The sequence below is a fragment of the Anaerophaga thermohalophila str. Valhall genome, from assembly GCF_000250735.1.
In the GTDB taxonomy this organism is placed as follows: domain Bacteria; phylum Bacteroidota; class Bacteroidia; order Bacteroidales; family Marinilabiliaceae; genus Anaerophaga; species Anaerophaga thermohalophila_A.
The window spans coordinates 1-25,458 of sequence record NZ_AHZV01000342.1 but is presented as its reverse complement, the minus strand read 5'-3'; the positions used below and the strand labels follow the sequence as shown (position 1 = coordinate 25,458).

The following is a 25,458-nucleotide window of genomic DNA, read 5'->3' as shown; positions in this document are numbered from 1 at the left end:
ACTTTATGGACAGACACTAATTAAGCGGTTGTCCGGTTTCTATAATAACATGACCATCCTTTAACCCGTGAGCAGTAGCATTAACTTCAACACTTCCTGCCTCGCGGTCAGACCTTACAATTAAAAGCGCTTTTCCCTGAAAAACTTTTCGTTCGTTATTCACAAAAGACTCATCACTCAATAAATCAGCATTTCCAACACCGGCAATTTCACCGGCACCAGTTACCTCAAAACGGATATTATGCTCAGCATCAGGCACAAGCACTCCGTTTTTGTCAACTACCTTAACCGTGATGTAAGCAAGGTCCAGACCATCGGCATTTATTTGCTTTCTGTCAGGTTCAAGAATGATACTGTAAGGCTCTCCGGCAGTAACCAGTTTGTGCCTGGAAACCTCTTTCCCGTCAATTTTGCTGACAGCTTCAATTACACCGGGCTCCCACGGAACAGTCCATTCCAGATTTCTGTGCTTGGCAGGCCCGGTATTAACGGGATTATCGGGATCATATTCCTCAGCCGTATATCCCTTAATATCTTTAGTAAAATATGCTTCCGGAACTTTTTTAGTTCCCTGTGATTTTCCGTTGAGGTAGAGTTCAACCTCCTGGCAATTGCTGAATGTATATAGCTTCACAGAATCTTTATCCTCATGATTCCAGTGCGAAAACATCGGCTGGTATCTTAACTGTACCTCATTCCAGTATTTTTGACGTTCATCACCGGGATCAAAAGTGGCAATATGCACCATCGGCTCATAACTGTAAAGGCTTTGAATATAATAGCTGAAAGGCTTCCAGTGGTCGTTCCAGTCAATAATGCCATTGGGCCATCCCTTCGATGGCCAGCCAAAAGACTCTCCAATATAGTCGGTTCCTCCCCAGTAAAACAACCCAACAGAATTGTCATGATTAAAATTGAACCATTCATTACCCAGATTTCCTACCTGGGCTTCACTCAAAATAAACATCAGTTGAGGGTAGTTCGCCTTGTCAACAGGCCAAAACTCCTCGCGGTAGTTAGTACTAACCACATCCATATAAAACTCCATTTCGGGAGGACCTTCGCGGTAATAATTTTTTGTTCTGTAAGCGCCGCTTTTACGCGACGGATGTAAACCGCATGTCACTTTACGTGAAGGCTCAAAGCGATGAACAAAATCCCTCAGTTTCCTGAGCATTGGCACGCCAAAATCGTATCGTGCACTTTTTTGCATATAGGGTTCATTTCCCACGCTCCACAAGAATACACAGGGATGGTTCCGATCACGTTTTATCAACGCTTTCAGACTTTCTTTCCAGTGGTCGCTAAAATCATTACCCTTACCGAAAAACTGATCGCTCCATTTATCAAAAGCTTCATCCATCACAAGTATTCCGTTTCGATCACACCACTCAAGGATAAACTCATCATGCGGATTGTGAGCCAGGCGAATCGCATTGCATCCGAGCTTTTTCAATCCTTTGAGGCGACGCTCAAAGCCACGCTCAAAAGCGGCAGCCCCTAACGGCCCAAGGTCGTGATGAATATTTACACCTTTGACCAGCACTTTTTTACCATTGAGCAATAACCCCCGATCGCGGTCAAATTCAATGGTGCGAATACCAAAAGTAGATTCATATTCATCTTTAATTATGCCTTCGGTCATTACGACCGACCTCACATGATAAAGATTAGGCGTATCCAAATCCCAAAGCCGGGGATTTCCAACTTTTGCCTCCTGACGGAAGACATAAAGTTCGTCTCCGGACATTGGAACTACATCTGTTATGGTAGTAACCACTTCACCCGATGGAGCAATAATTTCGGTTTTCAATACAACCTCTGTACTGTCATCCTTTTCATTGACCACCTCGGTATCGATGGTAACCTTTGCGAGATCGTCCGTCACAAAAGGTGTCCGAATATAAGTTCCGTGGTAGTTCACATGAACTTCATCCGTTACATGCATGATCACGTCTCTGTAGATGCCCTCGCCATTGTACCAGCGTGAACTTTCCATATCGGTATTGTCATAACTCACTGCAACAAGGTTATTTCCCTGATTCAGAACCGATGTGATATCCACCATAAAATTCTTATACCCGTTCAGTTCATGAGCCAACTCCTCTCCGTTAACATATACACGAACATCGCGATAAACACCCTCAAACTCAAGAAAAACCTTTCTATCCTCAACAAGGAAATCGATATTTAGCTCCTTTCTGTACCATCCTTTGCGACGAGGAAGAAAACCGTTTTTACGGTCTCCATTCAGGCTGTCCTTTACAAAAGGACCTGTAATGCTGGCATCGTGTGGAAGATTCACATCCGTCCATGCGGAATCGTCAAAATCAGGGTTTTGTGCACCGGGATTTTCTCCAAAGGCATGTTTCCAGTTAAAGTTTATCAAATGCTCCTCCCTTTGGGCATAAAGATGAGAAAACATGCCCATCAAAATTATAAGAATGAATATTCGTTTCATGTTCATATATATTATTAGATGTTAAATAGCTCTATGAAAGAGATAATGAGGTTGTCTAAAAAGTGTCTGTCCATAGAATACCATTTGCTGTGGTACGCTTGCAACCGGCACTTTCTGAACAGACACACATATTGAGAAATTTTTCTGAGTTTATAGACGGGCACTAAAAAGACTAATTTTTACTCTGTGGGACTCTGTACTAACTTCGTGTATCTCTGTGAAACAATGAATTACACAGAGTGTCACAATGTACGCACAGGGTATCACAGAGTTTTTGGACAGCCCCACCCGGATGCATCTTTTTTGTGTCTGACTTCATCTCAGGTCTGTGCATTTATATCTCAGTTTTTTGCAAATTCAAATCTACCTCCGGGCTGCCGGTTTCCCGGCAATTATCAGAAATAACAAGTGCTGCCCCAAGAGCCGTAGCATTGTCTATATCAGAAGTATAAACATTCATATCTGGAAAAACTCCGGACATCATTTTAACAAAAATCTTGTTTCGTGCAAATCCTCCAGAAATAAAAATATTCTTTACCCCATCGTTTTTTTCGCTGATGAGATTTATCGAATTTGCATTTAGTCGTGTAAGATCATAAACCAGGCGATGATAGGCTTCATCAAACGACGCAAAAAGAGCCGGATTCACTTGTTTGTCAACATAATTCTCCGGCATCTCTTTTCTGAAAAAGGCATTGGAAGGCAACTCTTTTTCATCCAGATATCTATGAATTAAATGGTCATCCGGAACCAATCTTTTAAAATAATTATCATCAATTTTAAAATGGCGGATTAAATTTGCGAGATTCAAATCGTGTATGTGTCCCATAAAAAACCTGGATGATTTCACCGGTTTTTCATCGATACTGAGATAGCAAAGACAATCGTTTTTCAATTGTTTCAGAGTTAGCGGTGAATGATTAAATGGATTCATATTAATACACCAGGTGCCTGTTGAAGTCAGCATAAAAGGATCAATATCTGCCCTTAAATAAGGAGCCAGAGAGGCCGAGCTGTCGTGTATGCCCGGCCCCACCCAGAGCTCATGACCCTCGATTAATGCTCGGGTCTTCTGAGAATTACTCCCCGGCGGCGGTAAAAAAACCCCTTCTTTTTCAAGCCATTCGTGGTATTGCATGTTATCAAAATCCCACATTCCTGTATGACATCCAAGTGATGTATATTCCGAGACCACCTTTCCCGTCAATAGAAACGACAGATATTGCGGAAAGTGAAGAATATGCTTTACTCTTCCGAAAATTTCAGACCTGTAACGCTTCAGCCAAAGAATCTGTACGCCCGCATTGAGCATGGCATCAAGAGGCGGACTGGCCGTTCTTCTGCAAAACTCCTCCATTCCGCCATTTACTTCATACCACTTTTCCCGTACCTCTGCCGGAATTGGTTTCAAATAATTGTAGAGAGGCGTCAGACGTTTCCCCTTCTCATCCAGGAAAACCAGAGAAGCTCCGTAGGTAGAAAAATTAACACCGGTAATATTAAACTTTCCTTTACGGATTTCATCTTTAAGCCTGTCCTTAATCCATCTTTCTATGAAGGCAATATCATCACATTCAAATCCGTCTTCATCCGAAACAGGCGGAATATTTATTTCATCCTGATATATCAATTTCAAATTCTGATTAAACAACAGAAATTTTTTGTTGGTTTTTCCTATATCAAAAATTGCTGTAACTTTTTCCATATTTCTCTGTTTCAAACACATTTCATCAGAAGCATTCATATAAAGAAGAGCATTTTTACATTCAACACTACCGACTAAATATTATTTCAGGTTCTGGTAAAATTTTCCACGCAAAAGTCGCAAAACATTTAAAGCAGAGGTTAAGGTTGAGGTTGAGAATTCACCACAGATGTCACAGACTCTTTGCAACCAAAGCGGCAGAGCCGAGCGAACACAGATTTTTCAATAGATCAATAGATGATTAGATTTTTAGATGATAGATTCTTCGCTCCGCTCAAAATGACAGTAAGCCTCTTTTGTCATTCTGAGGAGTTACGACGAAGAATCTTTTTCAATGATCAATGATCAATTATCAATGTTCAATGACCAATTGACCAATTGACGGAACACGGAACACGGCACATGAAACTTTTTCGGGGCAAGTAAAGACGCACGGCCGTGCGTTTCAACAAGCGGGCAAACTCAAAATCCGAAACCCTGACTACTGACTAAAAACTATTGACTAAAAACTATTGACTAAAAACTATTGATCATTTTTATCCCCGCTTATTAAGAACTTCATTCTCGTACTTCACTACCTCATCAATAAAATCACCACCTACGGGCACATCATTTTGCAGGCAGTAATAATCCCAAACGGCCCCAAACATTCTGGTTTTCATGGTTTCGAGAAGTGCCAGTCGCTCAAAATACCGGCTGTTTTCTTCGTATTTTAAAAGTGTGCCGGTTGGTTCAAGAAAGGCCTGCATAAAAGCCTGCCGGGCAGCTCTGGTACCGACAAGATAGGCGCCGACACGATTGACACTGCCATCGAAAAAGTCGAGCCCGATATTGACCCGGTTCAGGTAATTGTTGCGAACGATCTCCTGGGCTATTTGAATAATTTCATCGTTCAACGTCACAATGTGGTCGCTGTCCCAACGCACACCACGTGTTACATGCAACAATATCTCATCCAGAAACTGAAGCACCGCAGAAATTTTATCACCTACAAGCTCGGTAGGATGGAAATGGCCATTATCCAGACAAAGCAACTTTTTATTTTGGATGGTATAGCCCAGGTAAAACTCATGGGAACCAACAACCATAGCCTCCGACCCGATACCGAAAAGTTTACACTCCATAGCATCTTTAAGGTACTCTTTGGGATATTCTTCTGCAAATATTTCGTCAAGCGATTCTTTCAGGATGGCCCGATATCCTGCTCTGTCAACAGGACTGTCTTTCATTCCGTCGGGAATCCAAAGATTATGTACCGAAGGGGTTCCCAACTGCTTTCCAAATTCTGCTGCAATTTTCCTGCAGGCTTTGACATGATTGATCCAAAAGCGTCGAACTTTTTTATCTTTGCTGGAAAGTGTAAAACCATCATCAGCCAGAGGATGTGAAAAACAGGTAGCATTAAAATCCAAACCTGTTCCGTGTTTTTTGGCCCAGTCGATCCAGCCTTGAAAATGCTCAATCTCAATAGCATCACGATCCACCTTTTTGCCGCCAAACTCTCCGTATATGGCATGCAGACTAAGTCTTTGTTTTCCGGGAAGCAATGAGAAAACTTTATCAAGGTCAGCCCTCATTTCAGCTACAGACTCTGGTTTTCCGGGGTAATTTCCGGTGACCTGAATGCCTCCACCCCCCAGCTCTGCATCTGGTGTTTCAAAACCGCTCACATCATCAGCCTGCCAGCAATGAAGACTGATCACTACGTCTTTCATTTTCTCTAAAACAGCATCGGTATCAACACCAAAACCTGCATATTGCTCTTTGGCAAGAGCATAAGCTTTTTCAACGAAATTTTTATCAGTCATAACTCATTTATTTATTTCTAACAATTTATTATCGATTGATTTTATGCATCATTTATTCCCGCCACTGGTACAAGTTGTAACAATCTTACTCACATTTATTTCTTCTCAACAAAATTTATCATCTCTGCCTTTCAATCCTTCTGCATTCTAACCTTTCTGCACCATACTCCATGCCCCATGCCCTCTGCCCCTTACTTCTCCCCGTCAACAACTTAAATCTTAAATCTAACAATCTGATTATCTGGCGATCTAATGATTAATGATCTATTCTTTAAAGATTCACAACAAAAGTTGAAGCAATCAGCACAATGATGCCAATTACCAGCACCAACATTGTTTTCCGGTCGGCACCTTTCCACTCTTTCAGAATAATACCCCAGATGTTGCTGAATGATATATTCATTGCCATCAGGATACTCCATCCGAACACGGCAATATTTTCGGGCAGCTTACTTTGCCCCATACCAAGAAAGTGAAACTGAAGAAACCAAAGAAACCCGGCCAGGAAAGTGAAAAACAAATTATTGAAAAATATTCCCGAACCTGAGCCAAAGTAATCCTTGTAGGTTTTCTTTTTAATATTCAGATAGAAACAATAAACGGCATTGGTGGCAAATCCTCCCCATAAAATGAAAACGAGAGAAGGATTTTTCAAAAAGAGAGGATTGGTTCCATAAGAACGTGTAAGCGCTTCGATGGGTCTGGCCGCTTCGAGCCCGTAATTGAAACAGGCACTCATAACACCAGCCAGAATAGCTATCAATATTCCCTTTTTCAGGGCAAACTCAGCCACAGAGGCACGTCGTTGCTCATCTGTCATCGATTTATTCTTCAACGAACCTGCATAACCAATAATGGCGATTCCTGCCACACAAATACTCACGCCAAGAATAAGAATCCACGACAACGACTCATCAGGATTAACAATTGGCGGAACCAGCGTACCAAAAGCAGCGGTTAAACCCAGGGCAAGACTTTGTCCGAGAGCAACACCCAAATACCTGATGCTTAAGCCAAAAGTAAGACCACCGACCCCCCATAGTGCGCCAAACATAATAGCAAGCCATTTGGGTTTGTCAGGCGCTTCGGCCAGCACTTCGAAAAGAGCATTATCAGGAACAGTAAACCAGGCGAACAATAACGGGGCCACCAGCCACGCGGCAACTCCCTGCATTATCCAATAACTTTCCCATGCCCATTCTTTTACTTTCTTAAAAGGGACATAAAAACTGGCAGCTCCCATGCTTCCAATGGCTATTAATAAAATTCCCTGCATTGCACTCATAAGCAGAATGTATCAAAGCGTTAAAAACTAAAAATAATAATGAGTGAGGTTTAAAAGACATATTTTTGTCAAAATAAAGGTGTTTTAATTTTTGTACCGGAGTTAACTCGTTGTTAATGAGAATGCAAAAATTTAAAACAACATTGAGTTTGGAAGTAAAGATGCTTTTTAGACCGAACTCAATAATCAAAAGTACTTATTACCTCTTCCCTCATCAATACACAATCTGGCATTTGAGTTATATAATTTGACACTTGTTATTACAATAGATCGTTAGATTTTTAGATATTAGATGCAAGATAATTGTTACAACCTTGATCTACTGCATTTTAACAGTTAAACCCATTTAGATGCAAACAACTGGTTTGCAGCGTATTGCAAAAGTTTAACGGAGCATTGTATTTCAATCGACAATAATTTACTAATTTTACACTCCCCCTGCACTTTTTAACAAAAACCCGAAGAAACCAGACATGGAAGACTTCTTTAAATATCTTACCACCAACCCCGAAGACAAAGAATGGGGCATTTCTTTTAATGTGGTCGGGATGGCAACTGTAAAACCCGGGGCGGTATACCCGTCGCCCGAACACCCGACAGGCTATTACTTCAATTGGGAAACAGGACGGATACTCTCCGAGTATCAGATAAATTACATCACTGAAGGAAGGGGAATACTGGAAACAAAGGCGGGAAAATACGATATAAAGGCGGGGACCATAATGCTTATCAAACCGGGAATGTGGCATCGCTACAAACCCGAAATAAATGCAGGATGGACAGAACATTATATCGGGATCGAAGGAGACATTGTTGATCGTCTTTTTAAAAACCTGATTCTTAGTTCAAAAACTCCTGTCATCCAATGCGGATTAAAGGAGAGTTTTATAGATTGTTATTACAAGATTTACGAACTTGCCCAAAAAGAGCGCCCTGGATTCCAGCTTATATCATCAGGTATTGCCATCAGATTACTGGGATCATTGGTCTCGCATGTTAAGAACAGACACTTTAAGGGAACCACTTTGGAAATTGCCATGGAAGATGCTAAATTTATAATGCGCGAAAATGTTGACCGGGAACTGGATTTCAAGGAATTAGCTTCTTCCCTGAACCTTGGCTATTCATATTTTCGGAAGATGTTTAAGAAACACACCGGGGTATCTCCAGGTCAATACCACCTGCATTTGCGACTGATGAGAGCAAAAGAACTACTATTGGCCACCGACATGCCCATCAAGCAAGTGGCCTACGAAACCGGATTTGAATCAATCCATTATTTCAGCCGGCTTTACAAGAACAAAATGGGCATACCTCCTTCAGAAGTCAGAGATAAATAATTTGTGTCTGTCCAGAAATAAACGCAGAGATGCAATGACGCAAAGTTTTTATTATGAGAGAGTTGTGAGTTGTGTTATTAAAAGTTTAAAGGGCCATTTGTTCAGAAAACGCCGTACAAAGAATAATCATTGGTGTTACAATACATAAAAGAATAAAAACTGAAATTCACCCGGTTGGTTTCCAGCTTTCTTGAAAGATATAGAACAGGCTGACCGGAATACAGATTAAGATATTCACAAATTTTTGAATCACCGGCCTCTATGGCTTTAAAATATTGCTCACCCCCCTTTACTTCCAAATGATAGTTCTGGCGCAAAAGATCGAAGAGGGATTTATTGTCGAGATTCCTGGAAGTAAACCTTGGTAGATTAATATTGGGAAGATAGGTTTGTTCATAAAATATCGGCCGGTCCATAACCGATCGTACACGCTCAAAGTAGATACATCCGGTAGTTTTCAATTCATCGCTCAGCGGGAAAAAGAAGTCGTCGGGCCAGGGTTGTACCCTCGGTCGGACAACGGTCTTTGTTGTCAGATTTTTTTTACCGATAGCCGTTGTAGTTCCAGCAATAGACAAGATACCTATTCCTTTGGGCAATTTATGGACAATACTTCCAAGTCCCTGCTGCTTTTTAATAAACCCTTCATGTGTAAGCAAATCCAATGCTTTACGAACGGTAGGCCTGGTCAGATTATGAAGTGTACACAACTCATTTTCGGAAGGAAGTAAATCTCCCTCTTTATAGATGCCATCCACGATGCTCTTTCTGAGTTGTTCATACAACCGACGGTAATGCGGAACTGGTTTTTCTTCCATGATTGTTTGATATAGATTACTGACAAATTTAGAATTTTTTCTAAGAATTGCATTTTCACAAAACATCTTTATATTTGCACTTGTATTTACAAGTTTACAAATATGGCAATTCCAATTATTATGCCCAGGCAGGGGCAATCAGTAGAGTCCTGTATACTCACGGCTTTTCATAAAAACCCCGGTGAGCAGGTAAAAAAAGGAGATATACTATTTGAATATGAAACAGATAAGGCTTCTTTTGAGGAGGAATCCCCGGATGACGGCGTTTTTCTCAGGGCCTTCTTTGAAGAAGGTGATGAAATTCCCGTATTACAGACTGTCTGTGTAATCGGAAAGCAGGGTGAGGATATATCGGGTTTTGCTCCGGAATCTCACTCACCGTTAGCTAAACCTGCCGGTGAGGAGGCAAAAAAAACGACACAAAAAGTAACGAAAATCCCAACAACACCAGAAACGGAAAAATCTGCTGAGCGGTTAATCAGAATTTCTCCCAGAGCCCGGAAAAAGGCTAAAATGGAAAATGTCCCGGTCCACGAACTTGCCGGAACCGGGCCTAATGGACGGATTATCAGCCGCGACGTCGACAAATGGTTAGAAAGAAACGCGAGCGAAGTAACGCAAAGCGATGTCGAGTCAAAAAAAGAAATCTGAAGCAAACGTTAAAGGCAAACACGCATCCTTTGTAAATACAGATGCAGAAGATGATTTTGAGATCAAACCACTGACAAACATCCGGAAGATTATTGCCAATGCCATGCACCATTCTCTGCAGTCGTCGGCCCAGCTTACTCACCATCTCAGTGCCGATGCACGGGCACTTTTGGCATGCAGAAAAAAGGCAAAAGAATCGGGTATGGACATTACCATCAATGATTTTGTTTGCTTCGCTGTCATCAAGGTACTCAAAAAATTTCCCCGGGTTAACGCACATCTCAACAATGACAACCTCAAAATTTTTAAAGCTGTCCATCTTGGCCTTGCTGTTGATACCGAAAGAGGCCTGATGGTACCGGTAATAAAAAAAGCCGATGAACTGAATATAAAAGGTCTGTCAACAAAAATGCATGAATTGGCTGCAGCCTGCCGGAAAGGGAACATAGACCCCGATTTAATTGCCCCGGAATCGGCATCTTTTACTGTTTCTAACCTGGGAAATTACGGGGTCGAAATGTTTACACCGGTAATAAATCTTCCTCAAGTTTCCATCTTAGGAGTGAACACCATTATATACCGTCCCAAACCTCTTGAAGATGGGACCTTAGCATTAGTCCCACACATCGGACTCAGTCTCACCTACGACCACCGGGCACTCGATGGCGGAGAAGCCACACGCTTTGTTAAAGAAGTAGCCAACCAGATTGAGACGTTGGAGGCTTCGCGGGTGATAGAGGATTAGAGGTTAGAGGTTAGATTATTAGATTGTTAGATGTTAGATTATTAGATATTAGATTGTTTTGTTGGATTTTGCTGACAAGACAAAACAAACACGAAAAACATTCCAAATATGCCTAAATGTCAATTTATAGACCCCGAAAGATCGCGAAAGAGCAGCGAAATAAAGTTCCAACCTATACCCGTAAATCATTATAAACGGTCTCTGAGCGAAGAACGCAATAATTTCAGCGATGACGACCTCAAGCGCATATATCATGATATGCGTTTGATTCGTGAATTTGAAGAAATGCTGAATTTCATTAAAACCACAGGAGAATACCAGGGGATAAAATACCATCATCCGGGTCCTGCCCATCTCTCAATCGGACAGGAGGCTGCGGCCGTCGGCATGGCATATACGCTCACTGTAGATGATTTTATTTTCGGTTCGCATCGAAGTCATGGCGAAATCTTGGCCAAAGGACTAAGTGCCATTCACAAACTGAGTGAAAATCAGCTCATGGATATCATGGAGAACTTCTTTGATGGCACCATTCTGAAAATCGTAAAGAAAGGATTCAAAGGAGATGTAAAATCCCTTGCCCGTCGCTTCCTGGTTTACGGAACGCTGGCAGAAATATTTGCCCGTGAAACAGGTTTCAATCGTGGATTGGGAGGCAGTATGCATGCTTTCTTCACACCTTTCGGGGTATATCCCAATAATGCCATCGTGGGTGGTAGTGCTGACATATCAGTAGGAGCGGCTCTCTATAAAAAGGTCAATCGTAAGCCGGGAATGGTGGTGGCCAACATCGGGGATGCATCAATGGCATGTGGCCCGGTATGGGAAGGTCTTTCCTTCGCAACCATGGATCAATTTACAGAACTGTGGGAAGATGATATGAAGGGAGGACTTCCACTCATCATAAATATCATGAATAACCAGTACGGAATGGGGGGCCAAACGTGTGGCGAAACAATGGGATATGGCATCGCTGCCCGAATCGGGGCAGGTGTAAATGCCGATCAAATGCACGCCGAACGCGTGGATGGCTATAATCCTCTGGCAGTTATTGATGCATACCAAAGAAAAAAGAAAATTATTGACGAGAAAAAAGGACCTGTTCTGCTCGATGTTCTAACATACAGGTTTAGCGGACACAGTCCGTCTGATGCCTCTTCGTATCGCAGCAAAGAAGAAATTGAAGCGTGGCAAAAGCAGGATTGTGTGTTCAGTTTCTCGGAAAACCTCATCAACGAGAAAATTTGCTCCGCAAAAAATATAGAGACAATTGATGCCGATATAAAAGCATTGATTAAAGAAATGCTACAGTTGGCCGTAGATGATTCTGTATCGCCAAGAATGGATATGGAAGCAGAACCGGATAAAATTGGTGAAATGATGTTTTCAAACGGATCGGTGGAAAAAATGGAAAACCGTGAACCTGAAGTATTAATGCCCTTGAAAGATAATCCACGTGTTAAACAACTGACAAGGAAAGAACGTTTTGCATTTGACAAGGACGGTAAACCCTTCTCAAAAATGAAGCAATTTCATCTGCGTGACGGGATTTTCGAGGCCGTTATTGACAGGTTCTATAAAGACCCCACGCTTATTGCCTTCGGAGAAGAAAACCGCGACTGGGGAGGGGCATTTGCTGTATACCGTGGATTAACAGAAGCCCTTCCCTATCACAGACTTTTCAACGCTCCTATCGCCGAAGGCGCCATTGTTGGGGTGGCCATTGGATATGCCATGTGCGGCGGACGAGTAATTCCGGAAATAATGTACTGCGATTTTCTGGGAAGAAGCGGGGATGAAGTCTTTAACCAATTGCCCAAATGGCAGGCCATGAGCGGAAACCTCATTAAAATGCCGGTCACACTTCGTGTTTCGGTAGGAAGTAAATACGGAGCACAACATTCGCAGGACTGGACGTCCCTGGTTGCACATATTCCGGGACTGAAAGTCGTTTTCCCGGCTACCCCTTATGATGCCAAAGGACTCATGAACAGTGCGCTTCAGGGAACAGACCCTGTGGTTTTCTTTGAAAGTCAGCGTATCTACGATATTGGAGAACAATTCCACACTGACGGTGTTCCCAAAGGATACTATGAAATACCCATAGGTGAACCAGACATTAAAAAGGAAGGCAAAGATGTTACTATTTTGTCGGTTGGCGCCACCCTATACAGGGCTCTTGAGGCTGCAAAAATTTTAGATGATGAATATGATTTTTCTGCAGAAGTGATCGATGCCCGGTCGTTGGTGCCTTTTAATTACGAGCCTGTCATTGAATCGGTGAAAAAAACCGGCCGCATTGTAATAACCGGCGACGCCACCGGTCGTGGATCTTTTCTTAACGACTTTGCCGGCAATATCGCCCACCTGGCATTCGATTATCTGGATGCTCCTCCCGTTGTGGTTGGCTCAAGAAACTGGATTACACCTGCACATGAACTGGAAAACAGTTTCTTCCCTCAACCACACTGGTTAATCGATGCCATCCACCAAAAAATTGTGCCTTTAAAAGGGCACACACCCAAAGAAAAATTTGATGAACAAACGATGATTGAAAGAAATAAAAAGGGAGTATAGATGAGAGATGATGAGATGATAGTTACCGACAGGCAGAAGTAAAGGGCAGAGGGCATGGAGCAGAGGGCATGGAGTATAAGTAAGAAGGGTTTTCAATGATCAATTATCAATGACCAATTATCAATGACAAATTAACAAATTAACCAATTATTGCAGAGATGAGGCAGAGCCGAGCGAACAAAACCCGTAACAAGCAACCAGCAACCTCTAACCTCTAATATCTATCAGCTAACATTCTAACATCTAACAAAGCATGGAATACTGGACAAAATATCCCGGGCCGGAGCAGCTTCTTGCAAATGCGCCTGACTTTGATGGAAACAATTTACCACTGACCAACGGACACTTGCACACACCATATTCCTTCAGTGCTTTTGATACGGTGGAACAGACAGTACAACTGGCATCAAAAGAAGGATTAAAAGCAGCGGGAATCAATGATTTCAATACGGTAAATGGTTTTGATGAATGGGGAAGAGCGTGCAGCAAACATGGAATGGCTCCTCTTTTCAACATTGAAATGATTGGTCTCAATACCGAAGACCAGGCCAATGATATCAAAGTCAATGATCCGTCGAATCCCGGCAGGACCTACATCAGTGGAAAAGGGCTAAGCACCGGAACATTGCCCGCCTACGTTTCAACCTGGTTATCGGATGCCGTGGCCAAAAATAACATGCAATCCAGGGCCATGACAGACCTTCTGAACCATCATTTGAGAAACGCAGGAGCACCGTTTATCCTTGATTTTAAAGAAATACTCCGCAAACTCACAAAAGGTCAGGTACGTGAAAGGCACCTGGCCAGAGCAGTCAGACTAAAAGCGGAAAAAGCATTCACTTCTGAGAAAGAAAGAGTTGAATTTTATAAAATCATAACCCAAAAAGAAATTACTTCTTCTGACCCTGCGACAATCGAAAACCTGATGAGAGGTGCATTGCTAAAGGCAGGCGGCCCTGCCTTTATCCCGGAAGACACCAATTCTTTTGCCAGCCTTGAAACCATAAGGGAACTTATCATGAAAGCCAAGGGTGTTCCTACATATCCTTTTCTGGGAAACGCTCTTGAGGGAGAATGCACAGACTTTGAAAAAAACATCGAAACAACCATGAAGAAGCTCAGAGAACGTGGCTTTTTCTCAACCGAATTCATCACCCCGCGCAACAGCATCCAATACCTTGAAAAAACAACAGAAATACTTTGGAACAATGGCTTTCTCGTCACATTTGGTACTGAACACAACACACCTGCCATGGAACCTTTAGTTCCGTATGCAAAAAACGGGATACCTTTAACACAGAAAGTAAAGCTGATCAATACGAAAAGCATCTGTATTCTTCTGGCTCATCAATATCTCACAGAAAAAACCGGCAATGGCTGGCTTGACCAGAACACAGGGAAACCAAAGTATGATGAAAAAAACTACTTCATAAAAATCGGATGGACGATAATGAATTTGTAGTGGAGCAGAGAGCAGAGGGCAGAGGGCAAAGGGCAAAGGGCATGGGGCATGGGGTTGCGCCTCACGGTGGTGCTTGACCCTGGAGGTGGTAGAAGGGTTGGAATATTAAAGGGTTGAAAGGTAGAAAGGTGATAGGGTTTGAAGCATGGAGCAAAGGGCATGGGGGTGGAACCCTTCCAGTGGTCACTGACCCTGGAAGTGCTAGAAAGGTGGAAAGGTGAAAGGGAGTGGAAGTATGGAGCAAAGAGCAGGGTGCAGGCGAGATAAAACATGAATAAATATCACAACACTATTATTGAAACATCAAAAAGATGACTAAAATATCAAAATTTACGGCGGCCATAAGGATGAAAGCAAGTCGGGAACTACTGGCTACAGCCCGTTTCTTTCCGGACAAGATGATATGTACAAAAGAGCAGGCATTAAACGCAGGATGGCCCGATGAAAATATAACCGAATTCGATTCCGGTATTTCTATGGATGAATTGAAGGAGCTATCTTTCTCATCAGTATTCAATCTTGTTGTTATCAAAGATAACGGATACATAATCACCGCCAATTCGGCAACAGCTATCGACCAAATAAACAAAAAGAGATCATTTGATCTATCCAGCCAAAATCCCTCTGGTCGTTTAGCCGGAAAAACGACCATTGTAACCGGAGCAGCTCAGGGATTTGGACAAGGCATCGCTGAAAACTTTTTCAGGGAAGGTGCCAACGTTGTGATAGCAGACCTGAATGAAGAGAAAGGTCGGCAACTGGCCGACGAAATAAATCGGCAGACAATGCCCAACCGGGCTCTGTTTGTAAAATGTAACGTTGCGGAAGCCTCTTCGGTTGACGCAATGGTCGAAACAACCGTTAATCATTTTGGCGGCGTAGATGTGCTAATAAGCAATGCAGGCATTCTCAGGGCTGGCGGACTGGATGAGATGGAGCCGGATGTTTTTGATTGGATGACCAGGGTTAACTACAACGGATATTTCCATTGTACAAAAGCCGGATCAGCCTTCATGAAAATCCAGACTGAAATGAAACCCAATTATTTTGCCGATATTATTCAAATCAACTCTAAATCGGGTCTCAAGGGCAGTAATAAAAACTTTGCTTATGCAGGTGCCAAATTTGGCGGTATCGGGCTCACTCAGTCGTTCGCTCTGGAACTTATACCGCACAGAATAAAAGTCAATGCTGTCTGTCCCGGCAACTTTTTTGAAGGCCCCTTGTGGAGCGATCCCGAAAAAGGACTTTTTGTGCAATACCTGAACGCCAATAAAGTACCAGGAGCCAAAAGCATTGATGATGTGAAAAAGCACTACGAAAGTCAGGTTCCAGCCGGTCGTGGATGCCGCGTCAAAGATGTGGTTCGTGCACTCTTTTACGCGATGGAGCAGGAATATGAAACGGGGCAGGCAATACCGGTCACAGGCGGACAAAATATGTTGTCGTAGGGCAGAGAGCAGAGGGCATGGGGCATGGAGCAGAGGGAATAGGGCAGAGGGAATGGAGAAAAGAAGAGAATATTAGCAAAATTCTGAATTGATAGGTCGAAAGATTCCATTTTCCTGGTCTTTCTACATGGCTTTCTGCCCCATGCTCCATGCCCTCTGCTCCATGCCCTCTGCTCCATGCCCTCACCCTCCTGCCCTTTCACCATAAAAACCGAAAAACCATGAAAACAACAGCTGTAAGATTATACGGAAAAAAAGACCTTCGACTGGAAAGTTTTGAGTTGCCCCCGATTAAAGAAGATGAGATACTGGCCAAAGTAGTCTCCGACAGCATTTGCATGTCATCATACAAAGCCGCAAACCAGGGAACAGATCACAAAAGAATACCTGATAATGTTGCAGAAAAGCCCGTCATAATAGGTCACGAATTTGCCGGAGAAATTATTGAAGTGGGTGATAAATGGAAAGACAAATTCAGTCCCGGCCAGAAATACTCCATTCAGCCGGCCATTTATTATGAAGACGGCCCTGTAGGTGTACTTAGCGCCCCCGGATATTCCTATCAGTACATAGGAGGTGATGCAACTTTTGTCATTATCCCCAAAGATGTTCTGGAACAGGACTGTTTGCTGACGTATGATGGCCCGGGTTTCTATCCTGCTTCTTTGGCAGAACCGCTAAGCTGTGTTATAGGCGCGATGCATGCTAATTACCATACCACTCCGGGCTCATACAATCATAAAATGGAAATCAAAGATGGCGGGAAAATGGCCATACTGGCAGGTGTCGGTCCTATGGGACTGGCTGCCATCAATTATGTCATTAATCGAAAAGACCGAAAGCCATCATTGTTGGTTGTTACCGATATCGATCAGTCACGTCTTGACAGAGCTTCAGAAATTTATCCCGTTGAAACCGCCAAAGCCAGAGGTATTGATTTGGTGTACATGAACACCGGCAAGACCAATAATCCTGTAAAACTACTTCAACAAAAAGCAGGAGGAACAGGCTATGACGATGTTTTTGTATTTGCCCCTGTCCCGGCTGTGATAGAACAGGCCGATGCCATTTTGGGATTCGATGGCTGTCTGAATTTCTTTGCAGGCCCGTCCAACCCCAATCTGCAAGCAAAAATGAATTTTTACAATGTCCATTATGCCTATACACACATTGTCGGAACATCGGGAGGAAACATGAACGACATGAAAGAAGCACTGGAAATAATGAGCAAAGGACTTGATCCTGCCGGTTTGGTAACTCATATAGGAGGACTTAATGCTGTGGCCGAGACAACATTAAATCTGCCGGAAATCCCGGGACGGAAAAAAACTCATTTATACACACATTAATATGCCACTTACGCCCATATCCGAATTTGCCGAAAAAGGTAAGGACAACCCCTTCTTTGCCAAACTGGCTGAATTGGTTGAAGCCAATAAAGGCTTGTGGTCGGTCGAAGCAGAAGAATATCTTTTAGCCAATGCACCGCAAAGAATTTAAAATAATTGAGTCCATGGCAGGTGCAGAGAGCAGAGGGTATGGCTCATCGGACAAAAGCATGGATATTGGACCCTTCAATTGGTTACTGACTTTGCAAAGGATTGAAAAAAGGAAAGATATAATCTAACGATCTATTGTAACAATAGAGCATTAGATTTTTAGATATAAGATTTAAGATGATTGCTACATCCTTGTTCTACTGCATTTTAACAGTCGAACCACTTTAGATGCAAACAATTGGTTTGCAGTGCATTGCAAAAGCTTAACGGAGTATTGTTGTAACTCTCGCATAATAAAAACTTTGCGTTTTTACGCCCTTGGGTTTAGGCTTTTTTTAATAATTTGTTTTGTTAGAAAACATCGATAAGTACAGTCTAAAAAGCATCTTTATTGCCAAACTCTTTGTTGTTTTAAATTTTTGCATCCTCATTAACAACGGGTTAACTCCGGTACAAAAATTTAAAACGCCTTGATTTTGACAAAAATATGTCTTTTTATACTACACTCATCGATTATTTGCACCTTTGCACGGGACAAAAAATAACAGCAATATGTATTATCTAGCAGATACAGCAAACATTAAAGAAATTGAGAAACTACTTCGTTACTTTCCACTTCAGGGAGTTACGACCAACCCTACCATTCTGGCGGCAGAAAACAGAAAACTGTCAAGGATTTTGCCGGAACTCGCCAATCTGATGGACGGAAAAATGCTTCATGTTCAGATGATTAGTGAAAAAGCCGAAAGAATGGTTGACGAGGCAAAAAAATATCGGGAAATTACGGCTGACAAGTGCGATTTTTATGCTAAAATTCCAATTACAGAAGAAGGATTCCGGGCAATACCGATGCTCAAAAAGGCCGGTTTTAAAATTACAGCCACAGCAATTTTCACCCATCAGCAGGCCTTAGTGGCTGCACGTGCGGGAGCCAATTTTGTAGCTCCGTATGTCAACAGGCTTGATAATATATCGTCACATGGCATTGAAGTGGTTAGTCATATTGTCAAAAGCTTTAACGATTTTAAACTGCCCACAAAAGTTTTGGCAGCAAGTTTCAAAACGGTAGACCAGGTCCACAGGGTGAGCCTCACCGGTTGTTACTCCGCTACCATTAGTTACGAATTATTGGAACGACTCCGAAGTCACCCCATGACAGATACAAGCGTGGAAGCTTTCTTGAAAGACGGCAAGAATTTATATGATATACCGTTCTAGTCTGCCTTATTTTCTGAATAATCCCTGGCTCCAATAGCGACTATGATTCAGAAAGAACTTATGTATAAATTTAACTCATATCCCAGGAACGGTGATTTGTAACCACCGTTCTTTTATTTTACTGACAAATAAGTAACAGTCGGTCAAAGCATACACTTCATAACTCTCTAATAAAATGACTTTGCGTCATTGCGCCTTTGCGTTTAAGGTTTCTAACGGTTTATTTATTAAAGAATTGTTCAGATAAAAATATTACTCCACTCTAAACCAGTCAAACTCAGCAAAACCGTCGCTCTCGCGTAAGTTGGGATTAATGGTGAAGATACCAACTTTGGCACCAATCCATAATCCTGGAACAGATTTGAATTGGTACTCACCCGCAATTTCCATAAACTCTCTATTGTCGAAGCTGTAGCTAAATTTGCATAATCCATTATCAACTTTAACTCTTAGGAAACAATGATCAGCATTAAATGGTATAGCAGCAATTTCTTTTGTCATATCCTGGCATTGATTATAGTCGCCTTCAAACAAACCAAGTTTTAGTCCGTCCTCTGAATTTTCCAGGGCAATATAGGCCCATTGTTTACCCATCACTGTCAGCCCTGCTTTTTCACCAATTAGCTCGGGGTTAAAACTTATTTTTGTTGTTGCTGTAAACGATGGGGCTGTAAATTTCTGAAGCAACAGATTCGGTACAAACCAGAAATTTCCGTTCTGAGTGGGATTCTTGACTGAATTCAGTCGGATCATCCCATCTGTTTGAGTTAGCGAATACCATTCCTTTTTAGGATTGGCCTGCCACTGCCATTGCAACCCCAATTTGTTACCATTGAATTCATCCGATGTTTGAGGAAGAGCTTCATTATTCACTTTTCCAACATTGGGTTTCTGATAAGTCATCACAGGTTCGCCAATTCCATCATCGTTAATATCTTCACCCATCAGAGGCCATCCATCTTCCCAAACTACTGGTTGAAGATGAACAATACGTCCCATAAAATAGCGACTCTGGAAATGAACAAACCACCATTCTCCCGATTCCAGTTCCACCAAGCCGCCCTGATGGGGGCCGTTGATTTCTGTATTTCCTTTATGCAAAACCACTTTTTCTTCATACGGGCCATAAATGTTTTCTGACCTCAAAACAGTTTGCCAGCCTGTAGGTACGCCCCCCGCAGGTGCCAGAATATAGTAGTACCCGTCTTTTTTCAAAAACTTGGGACCTTCAATAACAGGATTGGTTTCCTTATCCTTATATACAAGCTGACCGTTGTCTAATAACTGTCTGCCATCAGCACTCATCCGGTGAATGTATAATTCATCGCCACAAACCTTACTTCTGACCAGATAAGCATTACCGTCATCGTCCCAAAGCGGACAGGGATCTTCCCAGTTGGCAATATTTTCGATCCAATGCAGTTCCCACTCTCCCATTGGATCGTCTGTTTCGGCCATAAATAAACCATCATCAGGTGTACAAAAATAAACATAGAAGCGGCCTTCATGGTACCTCAAAGCCGGCGCCCATGCCCCCCGTCCATGCTGAGGCCTATCAAATTTTTCCAGTGGGAGTGCTTCATATACATGATTAACGATTTTCCAATTAACCAAATCCTTCGAATGAAGCACAGGGATTCCGGGCATACAGTTAAAACTGGAAGCTACCATATAAAAATCGTCCCTTACCCTAATGACATCCGGATCGGAATAATCGGCAAAAATGATGGGGTTTTTATAGGTGTCTTCATCAATGTTTGGGTTCCAAACCTGTGTTAAGGCAGGCAGTGCTACTAAAAATGTAACAACCAGAATCAGAGCCTTTTTAATTTCCATAATATCAAGTTTTAGTTGACGAAACAAGAATCTATTGCAGGAGTCTGAATGCAAAGACGTGAAGACGTAAAAGCTTGATAATAAAAGAGTTTAGATTTGCCTTATTAAATCAATCCCCTCTATTAAAAACTTTGCGCCTTTGCGCCTTTGCGTTTTTATTCGTTTCTACAAAACCTCTCAGAACTAAAAAGCCTCTTTCTCCAATGCAGTCAGGTCGGGCTTTGTTTTTGCAATCTCCAACGATTCTTCATAAAGCTTTTGGATGTTGCTAAGATCAATTTCCGAACCTTCACGAATAAAAACCGGAATCTTATGCATTGGTGTTTCCATATCAATCCATTGTCCGCCCTCATATACTTTACCTTCAGCACTCCAGGCATCCTTCCAGTTTTCACCGGCAGGAAGATAAAGTTTATGCGATGTTACACTTTTCTTCCAAATAGCAGAAACCAGAATTTCATTGCCATACATGAATGTTTGCCAATCGTCCCATGCTTCCTTCTGATCAGGGAATTGTAAAAACAATGGTCTTGCCATGGGCATTCCAGTTTCATTTGCGTTTAAAGCAAGTTCATAACTATAATCTGCCAGATTAGAGTGAAGTTTAGCATATAGTCTCCATATAGCAATTAATTCTTCATCATAACCTGGTTCTGAGTCCATACTCCAGGGGGCCAAATCTTCTGTGGGTCCAACCTCCATTATCGGATTAAAACAACCAAATGCCAACCAGCGAGCAAAAACTTCACGATCCAGGTCACCCTGCCAATATCCACCTATATCAGACCCCCAAACAGGAAAACCAATGACAGAACTACGCAACAGAGCAACTATGGCAGCCCGCAAACCTTCCTGAGGTGAACCAATATCACCACCCCAAAACGAAGTATATTGTGAACTTCCTGTATAACCGGCACGTGTCAGCAAGGCAAAGTCATCGCCATGAATCTTCCGGGCGCTTTCATATACTGTTTTTGCATATAATACGGGATATTCATTCCTGACTTCCCTGGCTGTACGACCATCAGCAAAAAGAATATCACGGGTTTCAGGAACCAACTCTTCCGAACGATCCAGTTTGAATCCGGCAACACCTTGCTTTAACACCTTTTCTAAACCATTCTCCTGCCACCATTTACAAGCTTCAGGATTAGTAAAATCGAGAAGTGCAATAGAGTCAGGCTTAACACCTCCAGCAGCACCTTTAATGGGAATAGAATACCCCTTTTCATCAGCGGTTTCTTGCATATCTCCAACAACCCATGGTGCTATCCATAGCATAAACCTGACATCACGTTCCTTTAGCCAATCTATCATCTCTTCGGCATTTGGTAATCGTTCATTATCCCATTCAAAATCAGCATAGCCATGATAACCTTTTGCCCAGGGCCTGTCAACCCAATAAACGCCACAAGGAATATCATAAGCCTCCATCATCAGTATATCTTCAACCAGCTGACTGTTGTAGGGTGCATTCACTTTAGTTCCATCATAATATTCATCCAGATGAACATGATTATCGCGCCATCGCCACGGCTGAAATGCCCACTTTGGCGGAACCAAAACAGATCCGCTATTTAAAGTGTGCTGTTTTACAATATCGGCAGGGTTGGACGATGTATAAAATTTTGCTGAAAATGATGGCCCTTCAAATGCTATTTGTACCAAATCAGGGTTTGACTTACAAAAATCATAATGCCCCGGCCAGGTTCCCTCCACAAACAATCCGTAATTACTTGATGAGATATAAAACGGGGCATACAACGAAAGCGTCGGTTTGATAAGCATATCAACCGCTTCGCCACGTAAATTCATCGCTGTTTCGATGCCTTCTTTCCAGGATTCTTTTTGATTTCCATCCACAGTTCGTTCAAAAAGTCCTGTAAAATATTCATCATCTGAAGCCGACAAACCAAATCCCCACTTCAAAATATCTTCAGCAGGATTGCCCTTCAAGGAAAATGTGTAATGTTCATCAGCAGTTTCTACCGCTAATTCTATCACACGGTTTTCTTGTTCCCATTTAGCGTAATAAGAAGAATCTTTCCAGGTTTCTTCATCGGGAAGCTCATTGATCCAGTTACGTCCCGATTCAGTATCAAAAAATAAAGCCCCTTCTTCTCCGCTGATAATTAATGGATTTGACAGATATTTAAGGTCAAGTTGGATAGCAAGCTGTCCATCATCATTAATATATGACCGACTGATTTTTTCTTGTTGACAGGCTGATGTCAACAAAATAACAATAAAAAGCAATAAATACTTTTCCAAATTTTTCATAGCGCTAAATATTAAATTTTTAGATGTAAGATGGTTCATATTCACAGGTAACAACTTAATAGTCAATTAAAAAAGTCTAAAAATCAGAATTCAGATTTTCCCACTTCACATTCCACTTTCCGTTTTTCGGGAACCCGGGATTTTGGGTATCACATCCATCCCATCCCGCACACATCAAGGCAATAGCTTTCAGGAAACCACCATTTCCCGGAAGGTATATTTTCAACCTGTCATCCTGATAATTATGACCATTCTTCAGATAGGTATTCTTTTGCACGTTCATTAGAAGGGCGTTAAGGGCAATTTCAGGCTCATTCAGGCGTGTTGCACACATGGCAACCATTGGATAATCCCACCCCCAGGTGTGTTCCCAACTCCACCGCTTCATCACCATTTTCAAAGTATTGTGCATAATAGCTGTATCCACTTTATTCCAAAGTGGTAACATGCCATAGGTACCTAGTACCATTGGATGATCACGCATATTTTCCGGATTGGTATAAGAATCCGGTGCATTGCCAATTCCCAGATAAACATTTTCGGCTGAAACAGGAGTAATTAAATTGGTTCGAACCTTTTCCCATTCTTCATCAAAATTCTGGTTTAACCGCTTTTTCCATTTCTGAGCTGTTGTCAATCCCCAATGCCAGTAAGCCAATTCGAAGGGAGGATTTTCTGTTGTTTCACGGTTCCAATGTTCCTGTGCAGGAATTAAAGGCGGCTTAAGTTGATACGTATCCGATGAATCATCATAAACAGCGAAGTCGGCCATAAAATCGGCCGTTTCAAACACCAGGTCGGCGTACTTTCCGAGGACTTCATCTGTTGGATTAGCCAGATATTGCTGTTCGGCAAGATAAATCAGATGCGGTTGTTGCCATATTAAATAAGAACCAATAAAAGACGGGCTGTTAAACCCTTCCGGCCCTGTCATTTTTGGCCAACGAACGCCTTCATACCCCTGCAATCGGGTAAATTCTTTAGCCTGCTCATAAATATCGCTATAATACGACAGTTGGTTTTCAACATACCCGGATCGCTGCCAGTTGTAATAATGAGCACTGTGCCACCAAATCATTTCCAGATGGAATTTTCCGAACCAACTGTTAAAAGTCAGACCGGTCTCTTGTGGTGGTAAATTTCCCGAACCATTTATTTTCGTCAGATATTGCGATAAAACGGTACGTCTTTCCAGCTCTTTTGCCCTGGGATCTGTGCATTCGGAAAAATCAATGGCGCCACCTGTGGTCCAGAATTCTTCCCATTGCTTCAGGTTATTTTCTTTAGTTGCCTTAAAATCGGGCAATTCCGAATCAATTGTCGACGAAGAAAACAAACAGGAAAAATCAAAAGATTGCTGATTCGCATTTGGTGTCAAAAGAAATTCGTGTTCTCCTGTTTTTTCCAATCCTGCACTCCCCGTCCAGGTAATACCTGTATAATATGTTGTAGAATCAAGTTCGCGTCGAATAAAAGCAGAAGAATCAGTAGATTTAACCAGATTAGAAGAATGCTTTTCAGGCGAACTAGAATCATATCCAGGATGAGTATGAACCGGAGCACCATAAGGGAAAAGCCATTCAACTGACAATTGTTGACTTTTGATCAGGGGAGATTCGATTCTCGCAGAAACCAAATCTTTTTCCTGATGAACAAAAACCTGAACTTTAACAGGCTCTCCTTCAATTTCGAACTCACTTTCTATTTCACCCTTCCATAAGTCGAGTTTTTGATTGGGATTTTGAACATCATCAATAACTATTTCTTCACCATCGGACTTTGTAATTTTCAGACGAATTATCCCCAGATGAAGACGGTGTGGATTTGATCTGAAATAATTAGCCGCTTCCATGGCTCCTGGCGATGTTCGGAGTTGATCTTCGTAAGGCACCTCTCTCCCGTCAACATCCCAATAGAGATAGGTTTCATATCTCTCAAAATCCTTACTATTTGGAACTGAATGCCACCCCCGGTTAGACATGGTACCAAGTGGAATGCCCTTTTCATAATCTTTAAAAAAAGTTTGAAGTCCGGTAATATCAGTTGTAAACGCAAAATTACCGTTACCAACAGACAATGGGGTCATCGGGTCAAATTTTTCAACTGAAATATTATGACGATTTACCAGAGCATACCTGTCAATCGACTGTGTTTCGGGTTGCGAATGGCATGATACGAGTATCAAAAAAATTAATACTATAAAAAAAGTTGAAATAATATAGAGACTTTTTTCTTTTAGGATGTTCATAGGATAAAATTTATCAGGATGAAATATAGTACAGATCAGAATAATAAATATCACTGCTGTCCGACAAAAAAACA

At 42.0% G+C, this 25,458-nt stretch carries 17 protein-coding genes; 9 read left to right on the top strand and 8 right to left on the bottom strand.

Translation table 11 applies throughout. The features are described from left to right. Nucleotides 1–16 precede the first annotated feature (16 nt). From OQ5_RS0117705 to OQ5_RS0117690, 4 genes are all read right to left on the bottom strand, one after another. Nucleotides 17–2,461 (bottom strand): glycoside hydrolase family 2 TIM barrel-domain containing protein, encoded by a 2,445-nt coding sequence (locus OQ5_RS0117705; protein ID WP_176694099.1) that lies wholly within the window; start codon nucleotides 2,459–2,461, stop codon nucleotides 17–19. Nucleotides 2,462–2,795: 334 nt separating this feature from the next. Further along, nucleotides 2,796–4,166 carry an FGGY-family carbohydrate kinase gene (locus OQ5_RS0117700; protein WP_044108063.1) on the bottom strand — a complete coding sequence of 457 codons (1,371 nt, stop codon included), beginning with the start codon at nucleotides 4,164–4,166 and terminating at the stop codon, nucleotides 2,796–2,798. 536 nt (nucleotides 4,167–4,702) lie between these two features. After that, a complete protein-coding gene (locus OQ5_RS0117695) occupies nucleotides 4,703–5,974 on the bottom strand; it encodes an L-rhamnose isomerase (RefSeq protein WP_016778763.1) in 1,272 nt (423 codons plus the stop codon). A gap of 271 nt (nucleotides 5,975–6,245) precedes the next feature. Beyond that, nucleotides 6,246–7,259, bottom strand: coding sequence for an L-rhamnose/proton symporter RhaT (locus OQ5_RS0117690; protein WP_016778762.1), 1,014 nt, complete (start codon nucleotides 7,257–7,259; stop codon nucleotides 6,246–6,248). Between the two features lie 473 nt (nucleotides 7,260–7,732). On the opposite strand from OQ5_RS0117690, the gene OQ5_RS0117685 reads away from it, so the two are divergent. Beyond that, the gene (locus OQ5_RS0117685; RefSeq protein ID WP_016778761.1) at nucleotides 7,733–8,599 is read left to right on the top strand and encodes an AraC family transcriptional regulator; all 867 of its coding nucleotides are present in this window, start codon (nucleotides 7,733–7,735) and stop codon (nucleotides 8,597–8,599) included. 101 nt (nucleotides 8,600–8,700) lie between these two features. On the opposite strand, the gene OQ5_RS0117680 is transcribed toward OQ5_RS0117685, so the two are convergent. Beyond that, nucleotides 8,701–9,417 carry a GntR family transcriptional regulator gene (locus tag OQ5_RS0117680; protein ID WP_016778760.1) on the bottom strand — a complete coding sequence of 239 codons (717 nt, stop codon included), beginning with the start codon at nucleotides 9,415–9,417 and terminating at the stop codon, nucleotides 8,701–8,703. A 102-nt stretch (nucleotides 9,418–9,519) separates the two neighbouring features. Between OQ5_RS0117680 and OQ5_RS23950 the strand changes: the two genes are divergently transcribed. The 8 genes from OQ5_RS23950 to OQ5_RS0117635 all read left to right on the top strand — a co-directional run bounded on the left by OQ5_RS23950 (nucleotide 9,520) and on the right by OQ5_RS0117635 (nucleotide 19,020). Beyond that, complete coding sequence (locus OQ5_RS23950; RefSeq protein WP_218054570.1) at nucleotides 9,520–10,068, top strand: E3 binding domain-containing protein; 549 nt, start codon at nucleotides 9,520–9,522, stop codon at nucleotides 10,066–10,068. Next, nucleotides 10,043–10,813, top strand: coding sequence for a 2-oxo acid dehydrogenase subunit E2 (locus OQ5_RS23945; protein ID WP_218054569.1), 771 nt, complete (start codon nucleotides 10,043–10,045; stop codon nucleotides 10,811–10,813). The genes OQ5_RS23950 and OQ5_RS23945 overlap by 26 nt, the downstream gene beginning before the upstream one ends. A gap of 108 nt (nucleotides 10,814–10,921) precedes the next feature. Beyond that, nucleotides 10,922–13,390, top strand: coding sequence for an alpha-ketoacid dehydrogenase subunit alpha/beta (locus OQ5_RS0117670; RefSeq protein WP_016778759.1), 2,469 nt, complete (start codon nucleotides 10,922–10,924; stop codon nucleotides 13,388–13,390). 253 nt (nucleotides 13,391–13,643) lie between these two features. Beyond that, on the top strand, nucleotides 13,644–14,852 hold the full coding sequence (locus tag OQ5_RS0117665) for a PHP domain-containing protein (RefSeq protein ID WP_016778758.1): 1,209 nt from the start codon (nucleotides 13,644–13,646) through the stop codon (nucleotides 14,850–14,852). 311 nt (nucleotides 14,853–15,163) lie between these two features. Continuing rightward, nucleotides 15,164–16,303, top strand: coding sequence for an SDR family NAD(P)-dependent oxidoreductase (locus tag OQ5_RS0117650; RefSeq protein ID WP_016778755.1), 1,140 nt, complete (start codon nucleotides 15,164–15,166; stop codon nucleotides 16,301–16,303). Between the two features lie 221 nt (nucleotides 16,304–16,524). Next, complete coding sequence (locus OQ5_RS21565) at nucleotides 16,525–17,652, top strand: zinc-binding dehydrogenase (protein WP_255297621.1); 1,128 nt, start codon at nucleotides 16,525–16,527, stop codon at nucleotides 17,650–17,652. 1 nt (nucleotide 17,653) lies between these two features. Further along, entirely contained in the window at nucleotides 17,654–17,803 is a 150-nt protein-coding gene (locus OQ5_RS25020) for a hypothetical protein (protein WP_016778754.1), read from the top strand. A gap of 551 nt (nucleotides 17,804–18,354) precedes the next feature. After that, nucleotides 18,355–19,020: a transaldolase family protein gene (locus OQ5_RS0117635; RefSeq protein WP_016778752.1), complete on the top strand. Its 666-nt coding sequence runs from the start codon at nucleotides 18,355–18,357 to the stop codon at nucleotides 19,018–19,020. Nucleotides 19,021–19,272: 252 nt separating this feature from the next. Here OQ5_RS0117635 and OQ5_RS0117630 read toward each other — a convergent pair whose 3' ends face one another. The 3 genes from OQ5_RS0117630 to OQ5_RS0117620 all read right to left on the bottom strand — a co-directional run bounded on the left by OQ5_RS0117630 (nucleotide 19,273) and on the right by OQ5_RS0117620 (nucleotide 25,384). Beyond that, nucleotides 19,273–20,856: a glycoside hydrolase family 43 protein gene (locus OQ5_RS0117630; protein ID WP_016778751.1), complete on the bottom strand. Its 1,584-nt coding sequence runs from the start codon at nucleotides 20,854–20,856 to the stop codon at nucleotides 19,273–19,275. A gap of 183 nt (nucleotides 20,857–21,039) precedes the next feature. Then, a complete protein-coding gene (locus tag OQ5_RS0117625) occupies nucleotides 21,040–23,136 on the bottom strand; it encodes a glycoside hydrolase family 31 protein (protein WP_016778750.1) in 2,097 nt (698 codons plus the stop codon). A gap of 76 nt (nucleotides 23,137–23,212) precedes the next feature. Then, nucleotides 23,213–25,384: a hypothetical protein gene (locus tag OQ5_RS0117620; protein WP_026055379.1), complete on the bottom strand. Its 2,172-nt coding sequence runs from the start codon at nucleotides 25,382–25,384 to the stop codon at nucleotides 23,213–23,215. Between the last annotated feature and the right edge of the window lie 74 nt (nucleotides 25,385–25,458).

What these genes read in the sequence shown, in the direction of transcription:
- OQ5_RS0117705 (WP_176694099.1), bottom strand. Translation starts at nt 2,461, where the DNA reads ATGAAACGAATATTCATTCTTATAATTTTGATGGGCATGTTTTCTCAT.
- OQ5_RS0117700 (WP_044108063.1), bottom strand. Translation starts at nt 4,166, where the DNA reads ATGGAAAAAGTTACAGCAATTTTTGATATAGGAAAAACCAACAAAAAA.
- OQ5_RS0117695 (WP_016778763.1), bottom strand. Translation starts at nt 5,974, where the DNA reads ATGACTGATAAAAATTTCGTTGAAAAAGCTTATGCTCTTGCCAAAGAG.
- OQ5_RS0117690 (WP_016778762.1), bottom strand. Translation starts at nt 7,259, where the DNA reads ATGAGTGCAATGCAGGGAATTTTATTAATAGCCATTGGAAGCATGGGA.
- OQ5_RS0117685 (WP_016778761.1), top strand. Translation starts at nt 7,733, where the DNA reads ATGGAAGACTTCTTTAAATATCTTACCACCAACCCCGAAGACAAAGAA.
- OQ5_RS0117680 (WP_016778760.1), bottom strand. Translation starts at nt 9,417, where the DNA reads ATGGAAGAAAAACCAGTTCCGCATTACCGTCGGTTGTATGAACAACTC.
- OQ5_RS23950 (WP_218054570.1), top strand. Translation starts at nt 9,520, where the DNA reads ATGGCAATTCCAATTATTATGCCCAGGCAGGGGCAATCAGTAGAGTCC.
- OQ5_RS23945 (WP_218054569.1), top strand. Translation starts at nt 10,043, where the DNA reads ATGTCGAGTCAAAAAAAGAAATCTGAAGCAAACGTTAAAGGCAAACAC.
- OQ5_RS0117670 (WP_016778759.1), top strand. Translation starts at nt 10,922, where the DNA reads ATGCCTAAATGTCAATTTATAGACCCCGAAAGATCGCGAAAGAGCAGC.
- OQ5_RS0117665 (WP_016778758.1), top strand. Translation starts at nt 13,644, where the DNA reads ATGGAATACTGGACAAAATATCCCGGGCCGGAGCAGCTTCTTGCAAAT.
- OQ5_RS0117650 (WP_016778755.1), top strand. Translation starts at nt 15,164, where the DNA reads ATGACTAAAATATCAAAATTTACGGCGGCCATAAGGATGAAAGCAAGT.
- OQ5_RS21565 (WP_255297621.1), top strand. Translation starts at nt 16,525, where the DNA reads ATGAAAACAACAGCTGTAAGATTATACGGAAAAAAAGACCTTCGACTG.
- OQ5_RS25020 (WP_016778754.1), top strand. Translation starts at nt 17,654, where the DNA reads ATGCCACTTACGCCCATATCCGAATTTGCCGAAAAAGGTAAGGACAAC.
- OQ5_RS0117635 (WP_016778752.1), top strand. Translation starts at nt 18,355, where the DNA reads ATGTATTATCTAGCAGATACAGCAAACATTAAAGAAATTGAGAAACTA.
- OQ5_RS0117630 (WP_016778751.1), bottom strand. Translation starts at nt 20,856, where the DNA reads ATGGAAATTAAAAAGGCTCTGATTCTGGTTGTTACATTTTTAGTAGCA.
- OQ5_RS0117625 (WP_016778750.1), bottom strand. Translation starts at nt 23,136, where the DNA reads ATGAAAAATTTGGAAAAGTATTTATTGCTTTTTATTGTTATTTTGTTG.
- OQ5_RS0117620 (WP_026055379.1), bottom strand. Translation starts at nt 25,384, where the DNA reads ATGAACATCCTAAAAGAAAAAAGTCTCTATATTATTTCAACTTTTTTT.